This is a genomic window from Candidatus Harpocratesius sp. (assembly GCF_054039255.1).
The window spans coordinates 65,258-79,256 of sequence record NZ_JBPLBG010000071.1 but is presented as its reverse complement, the minus strand read 5'-3'; the positions used below and the strand labels follow the sequence as shown (position 1 = coordinate 79,256).

Genomic DNA, 13,999 nt, shown 5'->3' with positions numbered 1-13,999 from the left:
TCGATCATATAAGGAAAGGTTCTAAAAAGAAATCAATTATATTTTCCCGTATTTCATGCAAGGTATCTGTAGTTATATCACTAATATCTAATATTGGACGGAATTGTAATGTAAATATCTGCTCTATTTTCTCTCTTTGATTTAAAAGAGCACTAAGCTTTTGTGAATATATAAAACATGTAATAAAGAAGATAGAACCCTTTCCTCTGCCTTCATTTTGACTTGAATCATGAATCATAGTAGAATATACTAAAGCTCGAAAATTGCTCCTTCCAAATGGGAAAGGGCCATATAATCCTTGATGATAACCATGACCTTGCCCAAGACTTACCATAAAAATATTTCCTGCAATTTGTAATGGTTGTTGCAATTCTCGATCATTTTCATCAACGTTCTCAACAATATGAAGAACAGTTCCTTTCTTTTCATCAATTTTATAACATACCATGAAAATTGAATTAATATCCTCTTGAGAAAGTGTGCATTGTATTCCTTGCGTTGTAAATTGTTGAATTTCTTGCATAAGTAGATTGTAGATTTGAGATAAAATAAATTCTCGATCTAAAGGATTTGAATCGAGCCTATCAATTAAATTCTCAATTCGTTCTATTTGAGTCTGTTTATTTTTTATTTCATGCGCGACTACTAAATCTTCAGCCAAAGATAACACTTTACGCGCTTTAAGAAGATATCCTTTAAAAGCATATAGTGTTGCTTGTAAAACTAAAGTATCTATATATCGAGGCCATAATGATTTATTCTTGGTTAATCCAAGCACTTTATGAATTAAATCAGAGATTTCTTTTAATTCTTTAGAATATCGGTGTTGCTGAGTTTTTATTAAGTAAGTTAAAGCAAGAAGAAGAAGTGAATTTATTTTAATTTCAAAAAATTTTGTTGTTTGACCAATTCTATTTGCTTCAAGAAGAAGAATTTCTGCTTCATGGAAATTTGAAAAAGTCAAACTTAATCGTGCACGTTCTATCAAAGCTAATCCAATTCCAACTTTATTCTGTTGTTTCCATGCTAGTTGAACGATATCTTTTAAAAGTGTATATGCTGAATCTACATTATGTAGGGCAAAATGAGTTTGTACTAATGTAATAAGAATTTGGATTTTTTGAAAGTTCAACTGAGTATTTTCAACTATATGTAGAGCTTTCTGCAGAAGCTCTATCGATTTTAGATAATTCCCTTCAACTAACCAATATTTTGCATAATTATTTAATAATTGTAAGAAATTAAATTTCATCTTTACTTCTTTGAATAAATCCATTGATTCATCTAAAAATTGTCGTGCCTTAGTTAATTGGCCTAATTCAGTGTAAAATCCTCCTATTTCAGATTTTATAACTGCAACATTTGAATGATTCTGCGCTTGTTCTGCTATTTGCAATGCTTTAAAATATTTTTTTTCAGCAAGAGAATAATCTCCTAAGTACTGAAGAGTTTCAGCATAGTTACTCATCATTATTGTAAGATCACGAGTGAGATGTAATTTTTCAGCAAGTTCAGCACATTGTTTAAATTGTTCTGATGCATATTGAATATCACCTGTAAACATCTGAAAAAGAGCTAAATTATTTCTTGCTGATATTTCTATTCTTGAATTGTTATTTTTCTGAGCTAAAGAAATTGCTTTATGAAGATATTCTTCCCCTTCTTGAAGAAGACCAATATAAGATCGATTAATTCCTAGTCTGTTATAAACGTGTGCTTCTTTTGCTTTTTTTCCCAACTTTTGATAAATTGGAAGTGCTTCAAAAAAACGGTCTGATGCAGATTGAAATCGTCCACTCGAATTCTCAACCATTCCTAATCCTACCAATGTATCAGCTAATAATTCATCTTTATCCAAACGAGTTGCTTCAAGAAATACTATTTTATAATTATGTTCTGCTTCATCGATTTTTCCCAATGTCCATTGGATATTTGCTAATAATAATCTAAGTTTTGATTTTTTTTCAGAATCCTTTTCAGATTGAAGAGTTATTACAATCTCTTTTTCAGTTTCTGCTGGTGTAGTTACACTTTGTTGGGAAAGACGATTATACATAATATCCCATTTTTTTTTATTTGATTCTATCGTATTTGAAGAAGGGGACGTTTCGTTTTGTTTTTTCTCATTCTTTTGGGATATTTTTGGATAATCGGTCATGATTTAGCACCTTAAATGCTTGGAATTAATTGAGTAATATCGTAATTTAGAATCATTGAAATCCAAGTTACTATACTTGGGGTGAATAAAAACAACACAATTAAAATTATTGTTAATACTATTGCATAAATCAAAATTGCGCCTAATGCACCAAAAAAGGTAGTATTATGACGATTCATTATCACAAACATTGATACTAAAAGGGAGATTAAAGTACCAATTAAAGCCCATCCTGGAAGTAAAAGTTGAAATACATAAGAAATTACTCCTGCTAAAAATACAGCAATTAATCCAGTTATAAAAACAGCACCAAATTCAGTGTGTTCACCTTTTACAGCATTAATACCAATGCTTAGGGAAATTACTGCAAGGGCAATCATTATAAAAATTAATAACAAGATCCATCCGATTGTAATGAGAATTTCGGGTATTTGTGTTAACATATTTTAAAATAGCATCGATTTCCATTTAAGCATTTGCTTCTCGATTTTAAGATGATAAAAATGGTTGGCAACATGCACAAAAAATTGTTGTTCTTTGCCCTACGATTCGTTTTTCTAGTTCTTTACCACATATTGGACACTTTCCATTAATAACACGAGCATGTAAAAAAAAATTTGATGGAAATTCGCCATATTGTGCGTTATGATCTATTGCAATTTGAAGAATATTCTGAATTACTTCATGTAGCTTTTTAATTTGAGCTTCACTTATTTGAGAACCTAAAATTAATGGATTAATTTTACTTTGAAATAATGCTTCATCGGCATAAAGATTTCCAATTCCTGCAATACGGTGTTGATCTAATAAAATTGCTTTTATTGGGCGCTTGCTACTTTGAATTGCTCGTGAAAATTGAGGAAATGTAATATTTAGCGCATCTGGACCAATTTTCCTTTTATTTATAAAATCATTAATCGAATCCCACAATTCAATACGCGCAAATTTACGCTGAGAGATAAATGAAAGAACCCTGTTAGATTGGAAATGAAAGCGAATTCGATCAAATCGAGTGATTTTTGCATCTAATTCTTGCAACTTTGTAATCGAATCGTATCGAAGATTTCCTGTCATACCAAAATGAAATAGAAGAATTTCTCCTGAACTTAAATGAATGAAGAGATATTTACCCCGCCGAGATACTTTTTTAAATTGAATTCTTACTAAGGATTTGGCGAATACTTCTGGATTTGGAACTCTAAGAATTTTTGCATCCCTAATTTCTATGTGGTGAATTGGTTGATTTAGTGATGTTTTTTCAAGATAACGCCTGTAAATTTCAACTTCAGGTAATTCTGGCATATTTGAAGGGTCCTAAATTATGATATTATCTTACTATGTATTCTTAACAATATTTATTAAGTTACAAAATACTTAAGTTACATAGAACGATAGTAGTAGTTAATGAAATAAATCAAGTTAATTTCTACTGAGTGTATTTTTTTCCTTATAATTAATAAATATGAACAATTACGATTTTTTCTACAATTTTGGAGATGAAGTTTTAATGAGTGAATTATCAATTAACAATGAAATGCATCTGAATGAATTTAATGAAGAAGGGTTAAGAAAAATTGCTAAAGAAATTGTTCTTCATCGATTCTTTCTAATTTTACATGTACTACTTTATATCTTTGTAAACCTTTTGCTGTTTATTATTAATTATTTAACAAATTGGGAATATCCTTGGTTTCTCTGGGCACTTATTGGTTGGGCAGTCATACTCTTTACTCATATCTTTTATTATATTCTTTACAAAAAGGGGATTGTTCATATTGCTACACTCGCTCTTCTTTACCATGTTTGGGCATTTATAGTTCTCAATTCATTTTTATTATTTATTAACTTCTTTACAAATCAATCTCGATGGAATTTTCAACCTTGGTTTTGGTTTCCATTTGGAAGTTGGGGCTCAATTTTAATTATTCATACCGTTCTTTACTTCTATATTACTCCTGCTCGTGATGAATCTACCGAAAAAACTTGGATAGAACGAAAAGTAGAACAAGAATTGAAAAAACTCAAAATTATCGAATCATCAAAAAATTTGAACAAATAGGATCTCAAAAAAAATGTTTTGGCTAGGAAAATCTGTGGAAGTTGTGCCTACAGAAGGTGGAAAAGGTGATAAAAAAAGGGAAAAAATTAATTTAAGCCCTTTAGAAGTGCTGATTTTAGCACAGCTTCGATCTCGGGAATTACGCAATAATGGAGAACCAGTGGGACAATATGGATATGAAATGATTCAAGATCTAAATAAACTTTTTGCTGGTTCTTGGGAAGCCAAATCTGGTACTATTTATCCCATTCTTTCAAAATTAGAAGGAAAAAAACAGATGATTGCGGGATCTCGAAAAAAATCACCTTTAGGACCTGTTAAAAAAGTATATATACTACTTGAACGGGGAAGAAAAGCCATTGATGAGATAATTTTGCATAATTTTGAAGGTGATTTGGATTTTATTTTGCAATATCTAAATTTGATTTCACCTTTTTTGATAAAAATTGATAAAAAGGACCAAAATGATGAGATGTTTTCAAAATTGACAACAATCCCCGCAAGAGTTGCAAATATTGGATTAGAGAAACCGAAAACATTGGTAGACCAAACTTTAAGGCGAAAAAAATTGGAAGCTTTACAGGAAAGCTTTAAGTTAAGCTTGCAAAATATTGAAGAAGAAATCAAGAAATCAAATGATCAATAAATGATTTCAACAATTATTCAATTTATTCTGACAAAAATCTCTTTCCTCGTTCCTTTTAATCTTTGTAAAATTACTTAACTCTCTTGGTAATAAGAGAGAATGGATTCAATTATTTTTTTTGATAGATTTTTCGGAATACCATCCACCGTTCCTTTTCCAAATGACACTCCATCGATAGTATCATTATCATTTAAGATTTCAAGTAATTGCACTTCATTAATCCAAGAATAGGATATTTTTTTATGATTTAATTTAGCCAATTCACATGCACAAGTTAAAGCAGCTAAATTTGAGGTGATTCCAACTAAAAAATCATTTGCGATCTTTTCAACAGCTATTCCACCTCCACAACTGCATACACATTTTTTTCCAAATGGAATTAAATGCTCAACCTTGGAATTTAGCATACCTAATCCTAATTCATTTCCCCCATCACCAATTCCCAGCCAATATTTTGGTGGTTCGCTTTCTATTAAAAATTCAAAATCATCAATTTGATCTGATATTGATTCTCCCCGCATATTATGACAAATTCCATGGTAATTCTTTCCTGGTCTTTCAATACTAATCAAGATTGGTGGTAAATGTCTCAATTCAGAAATAGGTATTAAGTGTATCTTTATTCTAGCTCGTGATGACCAAGGAAATTGTTTTAACACTGTAAGTAAAGGGGATTCTGTACTAATTATTACATTAATTCCTAGTTCTGCCAATAAATTCCCAAGAATAAATGTACCAATTGGTCCATCTGTCTCAAAAGTATTGTTTACTGGAAATCCTGTTGTAATTGCAACCCAAGATGATTTTATTATTTGTTTTTGTAGGTGCACAGCAATTTCATTTACTGATTGGATAATTATAGGTGGTGTTTTGACAAGTGTATATGCTCTTTTAGCTCCATCAGGTAATAATTCAAGATATGGTTTTCCGATGAGCAACGATTCAATCAAATGGTTCATGATAATTCAGAATTCCATTAAGTGAGGGCAAAATATTAAAGAATAATAACCTTCTCATTAATATAACTTTATTTTATTTTAATAATATTTTTGATCTGACAGGTGAGGATGCATCCCGCGCAAATTGATACTGGTTAATCCAATATGGAAAAAATACACGAGATCAGAGCTCATGGTCATGAATATTGTCTTGCTCTTATTTTTAATCAGCACTGCTTCCTTGAATATGCTAATTCCTTCATATTCAACTATTATTGACGAGTTTACCATTCCAGAATCTTTAATATATCTCCCAGATTCTTTGTCTGTGTTAGTAACTGCATTTGTAATGGTATTATGGGGTTACTATACAGATAAAATTGATAGAAACAAAGTAATTAATTGGGGGGTAATTTTATCTGTGTTTGGGTTTGTTTTTACCTCTCTTTGTACCAATTTTCTTCAATTACTTATCGCCCGCATCATCACAGGAGCAGGAATGGGATTTGCTATACCTGTCGCTATATCTGTTTTAAGTGATATTGTTCTCCCTGAAGAACGCTCTGGTTTATTTGGATTTCTTGCAATTTTTTCTTCTATTAGCAATGGTATTGGTCAAGGCATATCCGCGTTTTTAGGACCATTAAATATTTTTGGTTTTGGATGGCAAATTACTCCACTTATTTTGTCTTTTCTTGCTCTTATTGCAGTATTTCAACTTTTATTTGTCAATCTTCCTGATGTAGGTGCTAAAGAAGAAAGCTTAGCAAATATTCATGAATTCGAAGAAGTAGGGTATGAATATAAGATCAATCAGCGCCAACTAGTGAAACTTATTCAAAAGCCAAGTAATAAATTCTTAATTTTAAATGGTTTTTTTTCTATAATTCCAGGAACGATTATTATTTTTTCTCTTATTACAACATTTTCCCGAGAGATGCTGTATGTACTTCCTGAAAATATAAGAACGCAAGTTTCTACACTAATGGCAGGGGTTGCAAGTTTTGGTTATATTATTGGAAGTATTGTTCTCTCGTGGTATGGAGATGTGCTTTATAAAAAAAATAAGAAAAATCGTGCGAGATTAGCTTTTATTTCTAACATTATTGCAATTCCTTTATGTATATTAATGATTTTCGAATTAAAACCTATTTCTCTTAATCATTTGCCTCTTTATCCTGATCCTATTCCTACAGAAGAAATTATTAAATATGTTTTACTTACAGTTTCTGCTATCTTCCAAAATTATCCAAATTATATTTTTTATATGATTTTTTCATTCTTTGGAACATTTTTCAGTGCAGGAATGGTGATAAATAAAAATGCTGTAATGGTGGATGTGAATTTACCTGAGCATAGAGGAACGGCTTCTTCTTTCTTTCAATTAACTGAACAAGTCGGAAAAAGTGTTACATTAATGCTTACAAGCTTTTTACTAAGTATTGTAATTACTTATCAGAGACTTTTGTATGTAAGTTTAATATTTTGGATTCCTTCTGCTCTATTATGGTTATTGACAGTAAAAGCAATAACAAAAGATATTGATGAAAAAAATAGAGTACTTAGAGAAAGACAGCAGATGACTCTAATTGATTACATTTTTGAAATTAATATTGAAATTGATAGAGCCATACAAACAGTTCATGATGCTAAAAATAAAATTGTAAAAGAACCTCAAAATGCCTTAAAGATGATAGATAAAGCAATATTGCATTTAACACAAATTGCTGAAAATGCCTCCAGACAAAAAATTGCAGATTTAGAAAGCCATTCACAAAATTTACTTGATCGTGCGAAACTTTTTCGAGATAATCTCAAAGAACTATTGGAGCTTCAAAAATTTGGAGATTTACCATATCTTTATCAGTTAATTGATGAAACTTGGGAAAAAAGTGATTTTGGAAAAATTGAAGTATTATATGAGAGTGGTTATTTAAAAGTCGTTGAGGCGCGTTTGAATAGATATTACAATCCTATTGAATGCATCGAAATTTTACAAGATGCAATTAATATTTTTGATAAAGTAATTAGATTGGCTTCTGATAGAGTCGTAGAAGAAGGTATTAAACGCTTAACAAAAGATGAAGAAGAATTGCAACAACGAATTCATAATTTGATTATTTTGGCTCAAAAATCAAAATCAAACACAGAAGTATTAAAAGATAAATTAAACTCTATTATTCACTCGCTTCTAAGAGAAGATTTGACTATGAAGCAATTACAAAGTGTTATTGCTTTAACTTCGGAATATGGTCTAAAATTGCAAGATATAATTGAAGAAAGTTTTGATAAACGCATTTTAAGAAGATTCCAAAGAGCAATGAATCAAATAAATAATCTTTTCCGTGCTTATGATGAATGGCAAACACGTGAATAATTAAAAAAAATGATCACTAAATCACATCTAAAAATCCAAATTTTATCTTAAATTAAAGAAATTGTTTGAATAAAATAAAATTTTTAGAAGAAGTATTTTGAGTTCATTTAGAATGTTAAAAATTGAGAGATGTCCGTTTTGTAATGCTTTACTTGAAGAATCATTACAAAATATACCAAAACAGTGTAGTAACAAGAAATGTAGAAGTTATACTTTTATTCCTGGTAATCGTGTTCAACACAGATTTAATCAAGACTTGGGAATTGGAATTATTTCAGAAATTCTCTATTATTTAAAAAAAAAAAAGAATGAAATATATCAAGATTCAAATAATCAATTCAGCTTAAGATATAAAAAAAAAATTAACAAGAATTTTATTCCTTCTCTATCTTCTACTTCTGATTATATTTTAGTACCAGAAATGGACATTCACGAGTCAAATTCACCAAAATCCTTCTCAAAAGACCAATTTTTCGAAAAAATTATCATCCAATTTAAGGCCTATTCTTCTCAATCTGTATATCCCCAAGAGATTGTTCATTTTTTATGGCCAATTGGTCAAAAAATTCGATTTTACGAACAAACCTCCTTTGATGGGCCAATAAATTCTTCAAACATTAAAATTGGTATAATTCAAAATAGAAATCTTCACCATGCAGATGGAATCATTCGTTATCAAGTTCAATTAACTAATGGTGAAAATATTTGGATAAAGGAACAAACAATTAAAGAATCAGTCAAAAATCCGATCGAAGAATTTTATGATAAACAACTTTCGTTTTCGCTTACATTCCTTCTCCGGATTTGGAGTCTTCAATTTCTTGATTTATACAGCAGTAATTATATTAAAATAGTAACCAACTCAAGATTGTCTCTTCTTCCACATCAAGTTTCAGTTGCCCACCATCTTTTACAACAAAACGAGGCGCGTATGATCTTAGCAGATGAAGTCGGATTGGGAAAAACAATTGAAGCTGGAATTTATATTAAAGAAATGATAGCGCGCCGACTAGCTAGAAGAATTTTAATCATAACACCAGCCAGCCTTTCTTCTCAATGGGAATTTGAAATGGAGAATAAATTCAATTTATCATTTATTCGGCTGGATTCTCAAAGATTAAAGCAGACAGAAATAAATTTTCAAACTGGGAACTTTATAAATAAGAAAACTGGAGAAGAATACACTTTATGCTCTGTTACACTTCAATTTGCACGATTGTCCCAATGTTCTTCAAAATTACTTAAGGTTGAATGGGATATCGTTATCTTTGATGAAGCACACCATCTCCGTAGATATTTAACGAATGTGAAGACAGAACTCTATCGGACTACCTTAGCCTACGATTTAGCTGAAAAACTTGCCCAAAAAAGTCACAATCTCTTACTCTTAACAGCTACTCCTATCCAGCTTCACTCATTTGATTTATATTCACTAATCTGCTTACTGAATCCATATCGATTTCCAACTTTTGATAGCTTTGAATCAGAACGAAAAAATTTGGTTATGTTAAATCTCGTAATTTCTCAATTACTTAATTTTTCCAGAATCAGTGCATTTGAACGCAGATCTTTGATATATAATATTTTAAATTTCCTTCCTAATTTTCAAGTCAAAGCATTAGATGAAAATTTGAAAAAGAAATCATTTCGCACAACTTTAGTTCAGACTTTAGAAAAAAAACATTTCTTAAGTGATTTTGTCATTCGTAATAGAAGAAAAAGGGTGTTTCCTCATCATAAAATCAAACGAATCCCAAAAATTATAGATGTTACATTAACACCAAAAGAACTAGAGATATACAACAAAATTCATTTGTATTTAGCTAAAATCTATTCCCAGAATTTTGAAGGTAGAAATACTGGAATGGGTTTTATTATGGTCATTCTTCAAAAGCTTTTAACAAGCTCAGTTCCTGCAATTCTTAAAAGTTTACAAAGGCGAATTAATTATTTAGAAGAAAATAAAGAAATGCTTACAAAATTCCAAACTGAAATTGTAATTAATCAAGAATTTCAAGAAGAAGAAGTAGAATTAGATTTAGATTTGGGAATTGAAGAATTTGAATTAGAAGATCGTTTAATTTATTATCGACGTAAACAAAAGATGAAACCTAAAAAAGGAAATGAACTTAATATTAAAGATCATATCAAAATTCTTAAGGAATTTGTAGTTGATTTGAAATCTTTGACCATAGACTCAAAAGCAGAAAAATTACAAGAAATAATTAAAGAAATATTATCAAATAATCCAAAAGAAAAAATAATTATATTTACTCAATTTAAAGCGACCTTATTTTATCTTTCTAAGATATTTCAAGACAAAAAAATAAATGTCGCCCATTTCCATGGAGATCTCAATGAAAATCAAAAAAATCGAGAAGTTCAAAAATTCAAAACAACTCATTCTATTCTTTTGTCAACCGAAATAGGTGGTGAAGGTAGAAATTTTCAGTTTTGCCATATTATCATTAATTATGATCTTCCATGGAATCCCATGCGTCTAGAACAACGAATTGGAAGATTGGATCGTATTGGTCAAACTAAAGATATTCTGATTTATAATTTTTATATTGCAGATACAGTTGAATCATCAATTGTAACTGCAATTATTGATCGTATCCATCTTTTTGAAGAATCTATCGGATCTTTAGAGCCTATATTAGGTAGTATTGAAAAACAAATAACCGACTTAGTTTTAAGAGAAGATGAGATACCATATAAATTCAGATTAGAAGAAGTTATCTCAAAAACTACGGATAAAATTGAAGAAGTATACGCAAAGTTGGATGATTTTATTTTAGATAAAAAATCATTTCAAACATCAATGTTATCTCAAAATCTCCAAGATGATAATATTGTTTCTCACGAAGATATCCTTCAATTCTTTCAAACTATCAATGATCTTGCAGGAAATGATTTCTCTATTACTATGTATTCAAAAAAATCTACTAACTATAGCATTTCCCTATTTTCTAATGCGTTTAATTTAATAAAAACAAAAAAATATGATTCAACAGAATTTTGGCAAATATGCTTATCAGATCGTCTTCGTTCACAAGTAAAATGTACCTCCCGCAAATATGAAGGAACATTTTCGATGAAAATTGCTCAGAGATTTGAGGAATTTGATTTTTTCGCTTTAGGTCATGAACTTGTAATGAATCTTGCAGATTTTTGTGCTCGTGATGATTTTTCAGGATATGCTACACAATTGCATTTTGATTCATCTAAGTTGATCAATTTGTGTTTAAAAAACAAGATAAAGCTTACATCTGAAGAGAATTTAGAACTTCAAAAAATTTTGAAAAACAGTGAAATACTTCATCTTTTTTTTATAGAACTTAAATCAGTAGGAATTATCATTGAAAAAATCATTTTTCCAGTTTTAGTTAGCAATTCTGGATTAATTTTTTCTTCTTTTACAAAAGTATTATATCATCCTTCTACTATTGTTAAAGTTCTTGATTTTTCAAGAGAAATTAAAAATAGAACATTTGATAAGAATTTATTCGAGCAAAGAAAAATACTCCAACTTTATGAAATAGCACTTCAAGGTTTGAAAAAAATCGCACAAGAGAGAACAAAATATTTAACACAAGTAAATAAAACAAAATATCTTCGAGAAAAGGTAAAAATTATTACCACTGCGAAGCTAAAAAGAAAGTATCTTGAATTTCATCTAGATAAATTACAAACTATGCTCCGAGTGAAAAAGGTAAAATTACCTACAGAACGACAACTACAAAATGTTGCAAAAATTTCGGAATTAGAAAAAAAAAATCGACGAATGAAGCAATTTGAACAGTTAAAAAATGAAGTTCAATATTTAGAGCAAGAAATAAAGCATTGGGAAAAGGAACTTGAAGAATTAGAATTTGATATTCCAGCAAAACTAAAAAAGCTCGAATATAATAAAAAATTAAGAATTAACGCAGAATTAAAAGGTTATGCTGGATGTTTATTACTTTAATGATACTTTTTTCAAAAAAATTATTTTTCTTCAGAAATGCTTATGTAATTAACTCCAATTGTTTTATAAGTTGTTCTAATGAGATTTCCTTGTTAAGATATCGTTTGTGAAGAATAGGAATTAAATATTTAGGCTTGAATGAATGAAATTGAATATCGCTGATAAGAAAAATTTTGTTATCTTGTGTTGAATCAATAATATCTGCTTCTTCTATCGCTATCAGTAGGTTTTTTTTATCTTTTAATAATTCTAATCCTGCTGAATAAGAAATTCCCTTATCCTTATGTAACGTAATTAAGTTAATTAATTGCAATGTTTCTATATGCTCAAATAATGGAACAAGTTGATGAACTTCTCTATCAGAAAGGATTTGATCCTTTAAAAAAAATCTTTGAATTTTCTTTTCAATTACTTTATTCGCTGGTTTGAAAGAAAGTGGTCTTCGATAAACAAAAAAATCTGATAAAAGAAAAATAGATTCTTGTTCACCAGGAATTTGCATCACTTTTATTAATCGAAGACGAATAAATGGAGCTAAAAGCAGATCTAAATTTAATTGAATATAGCCAAATTGAGATCTTAATTTTTCACGTAAGGCTTGCTTACTAATACATCCATTTCTCAATGTTTGTAGAATATGAATTTTTATGTTGTCTTCGAATAATCGAAAGTACAATTGTTTTTCATCCATTTCTGCATAATTTTTTATCGCTCGATATGTATCTGACAAAATATGAGTAAAATGAGGCTTATTATAATTGATTATTAGTTCATTCCCTACATTTTCAAGAATTTCTCTATATATATGCTCATCACTCTCAATTTCAAGTTCTAAAAGAATGAAGAAGGTTTCATTTTTTGATAGTGTTTTTTTTAGAAGAGAACAATATTTTTTATTATTCGATGTATTAATAAAGGAAATAAAATTTGAATTTGGTGTTGTTTCATGTTTTGCCCAAATTTTAAGTAAAAGCTCATTTGGAGGGAAATTTGGTTCAGGAGGAAATTGTACTAAAGCATTTGGCCCTAATCGAATATCCCATTGAACTAAAATTAATTTTCGCACAGAAAAATACCTCTTTTATTCTATAGGATACAAATGATCAAAAAACCAAAAAGTATTTGGAATTTTAATGATCATCTTGTAAAGTTAGATCTAAAAAAATTTATTATACTCAAGCGTCAATGTAAAAATAGGATAAAAAAAGAGTGTTGACCTTAATCTATGGAAGAAATTCAAAATGAGATGATTCAATTGGGTGTATATGCTCTAGTAGTTCGTGGAGAAGGACAAGATCTACTTATGAGCAAAAACGTACATGATTATATCGAAATTCCCGGATTGGAAACACTTTTACGAAATTTCATCATTGATTTAGATAAATTTTTTGAATATATCTATAAAAATGATATTTCTGCCTATTTACATCAAATTGAGAAAAAATTTCAGTTAGATCTTTCATTTTTAGCCTCAAATCTTGTTCAGAATATCAATGAGATGAAAGAAACTGATAGCGAAGAAATAATGATCTATTACTTGGTTATCACTAAAACTTTAGAGCATATTCGCCAGATTGTATTTAATCAGTACGGAAAAGAAAAAATAAAATCTTTTTATGAAAAAGAAGTTGGAAAGAAATTGTCTACAAAAAGGCTTCAGAAAATATCTCAATTAGATGATGAAGGTGATGCGGATTTGTCCATATTATACAATCTAATTTTTATTAAATTCTTAGCAGAAATATACCAAAAGAAAAAAATATTCCGAAATATTGAAGAAATTATTGAGAAAAAATTAAAGCATTTTATCAACCAAAATTTTCTATAAAATTGATAGTGACAATTTTTTTT

At 29.3% G+C, this 13,999-nt stretch carries 10 protein-coding genes; 5 read left to right on the top strand and 5 right to left on the bottom strand.

Annotated features, from left to right (window positions below; translation table 11 throughout):
- Nucleotides 1–4: 4 nt before the first annotated feature.
- Genes ACXLDF_RS15595 through ACXLDF_RS15585 form a run of 3 tightly spaced genes read right to left on the bottom strand, consistent with a single transcriptional unit; the run spans nt 5 to nt 3,460 of the window.
- Nucleotides 5–2,158: a tetratricopeptide repeat protein gene (locus tag ACXLDF_RS15595; protein WP_457559477.1), complete on the bottom strand. Its 2,154-nt coding sequence runs from the start codon at nt 2,156–2,158 to the stop codon at nt 5–7.
- 11 nt (nt 2,159–2,169) lie between these two features.
- Nucleotides 2,170–2,601, bottom strand: a complete 432-nt coding sequence (locus ACXLDF_RS15590; RefSeq protein ID WP_457559476.1) for a hypothetical protein — start codon at nt 2,599–2,601, stop codon at nt 2,170–2,172.
- A gap of 46 nt (nt 2,602–2,647) precedes the next feature.
- A complete protein-coding gene (locus tag ACXLDF_RS15585) occupies nt 2,648–3,460 on the bottom strand; it encodes an Fpg/Nei family DNA glycosylase (protein WP_457559475.1) in 813 nt (270 codons plus the stop codon).
- A 205-nt stretch (nt 3,461–3,665) separates the two neighbouring features.
- On the opposite strand from ACXLDF_RS15585, the gene ACXLDF_RS15580 reads away from it, so the two are divergent.
- Together ACXLDF_RS15580 and ACXLDF_RS15575 are read left to right on the top strand one after the other, a co-directional pair.
- Nucleotides 3,666–4,217, top strand: a complete 552-nt coding sequence (locus ACXLDF_RS15580; protein WP_457559474.1) for a 2TM domain-containing protein — start codon at nt 3,666–3,668, stop codon at nt 4,215–4,217.
- Nucleotides 4,218–4,230: 13 nt separating this feature from the next.
- Nucleotides 4,231–4,863 (top strand): PadR family transcriptional regulator, encoded by a 633-nt coding sequence (locus ACXLDF_RS15575; RefSeq protein WP_457559473.1) that lies wholly within the window; start codon nt 4,231–4,233, stop codon nt 4,861–4,863.
- 74 nt (nt 4,864–4,937) lie between these two features.
- Here ACXLDF_RS15575 and ACXLDF_RS15570 read toward each other — a convergent pair whose 3' ends face one another.
- Complete coding sequence (locus ACXLDF_RS15570; RefSeq protein ID WP_457559472.1) at nt 4,938–5,822, bottom strand: glutamate cyclase domain-containing protein; 885 nt, start codon at nt 5,820–5,822, stop codon at nt 4,938–4,940.
- Nucleotides 5,823–5,994: 172 nt separating this feature from the next.
- Between ACXLDF_RS15570 and ACXLDF_RS15565 the strand changes: the two genes are divergently transcribed.
- Nucleotides 5,995–8,178 (top strand): MFS transporter, encoded by a 2,184-nt coding sequence (locus tag ACXLDF_RS15565; RefSeq protein ID WP_457559471.1) that lies wholly within the window; start codon nt 5,995–5,997, stop codon nt 8,176–8,178.
- A 112-nt stretch (nt 8,179–8,290) separates the two neighbouring features.
- Entirely contained in the window at nt 8,291–12,148 is a 3,858-nt protein-coding gene (locus ACXLDF_RS15560) for a DEAD/DEAH box helicase (protein ID WP_457559470.1), read from the top strand.
- A 40-nt stretch (nt 12,149–12,188) separates the two neighbouring features.
- Here the strand turns inward: ACXLDF_RS15560 and ACXLDF_RS15555 are convergent, their stop codons facing one another.
- The gene (locus ACXLDF_RS15555) at nt 12,189–13,214 is read right to left on the bottom strand and encodes a hypothetical protein (RefSeq protein WP_457559469.1); all 1,026 of its coding nucleotides are present in this window, start codon (nt 13,212–13,214) and stop codon (nt 12,189–12,191) included.
- Between the two features lie 159 nt (nt 13,215–13,373).
- On the opposite strand from ACXLDF_RS15555, the gene ACXLDF_RS15550 reads away from it, so the two are divergent.
- Complete coding sequence (locus tag ACXLDF_RS15550; protein ID WP_457559468.1) at nt 13,374–13,976, top strand: hypothetical protein; 603 nt, start codon at nt 13,374–13,376, stop codon at nt 13,974–13,976.
- Nucleotides 13,977–13,999 lie beyond the last annotated feature (23 nt).

Coding starts and splice junctions, on each gene's coding strand:
- ACXLDF_RS15595 (WP_457559477.1), bottom strand. CDS start 2,158: ATGACCGATTATCCAAAAATATCCCAAAAGAATGAGAAAAAACAAAAC.
- ACXLDF_RS15590 (WP_457559476.1), bottom strand. CDS start 2,601: ATGTTAACACAAATACCCGAAATTCTCATTACAATCGGATGGATCTTG.
- ACXLDF_RS15585 (WP_457559475.1), bottom strand. CDS start 3,460: ATGCCAGAATTACCTGAAGTTGAAATTTACAGGCGTTATCTTGAAAAA.
- ACXLDF_RS15580 (WP_457559474.1), top strand. CDS start 3,666: ATGAGTGAATTATCAATTAACAATGAAATGCATCTGAATGAATTTAAT.
- ACXLDF_RS15575 (WP_457559473.1), top strand. CDS start 4,231: ATGTTTTGGCTAGGAAAATCTGTGGAAGTTGTGCCTACAGAAGGTGGA.
- ACXLDF_RS15570 (WP_457559472.1), bottom strand. CDS start 5,822: ATGAACCATTTGATTGAATCGTTGCTCATCGGAAAACCATATCTTGAA.
- ACXLDF_RS15565 (WP_457559471.1), top strand. CDS start 5,995: ATGGTCATGAATATTGTCTTGCTCTTATTTTTAATCAGCACTGCTTCC.
- ACXLDF_RS15560 (WP_457559470.1), top strand. CDS start 8,291: ATGTTAAAAATTGAGAGATGTCCGTTTTGTAATGCTTTACTTGAAGAA.
- ACXLDF_RS15550 (WP_457559468.1), top strand. CDS start 13,374: ATGGAAGAAATTCAAAATGAGATGATTCAATTGGGTGTATATGCTCTA.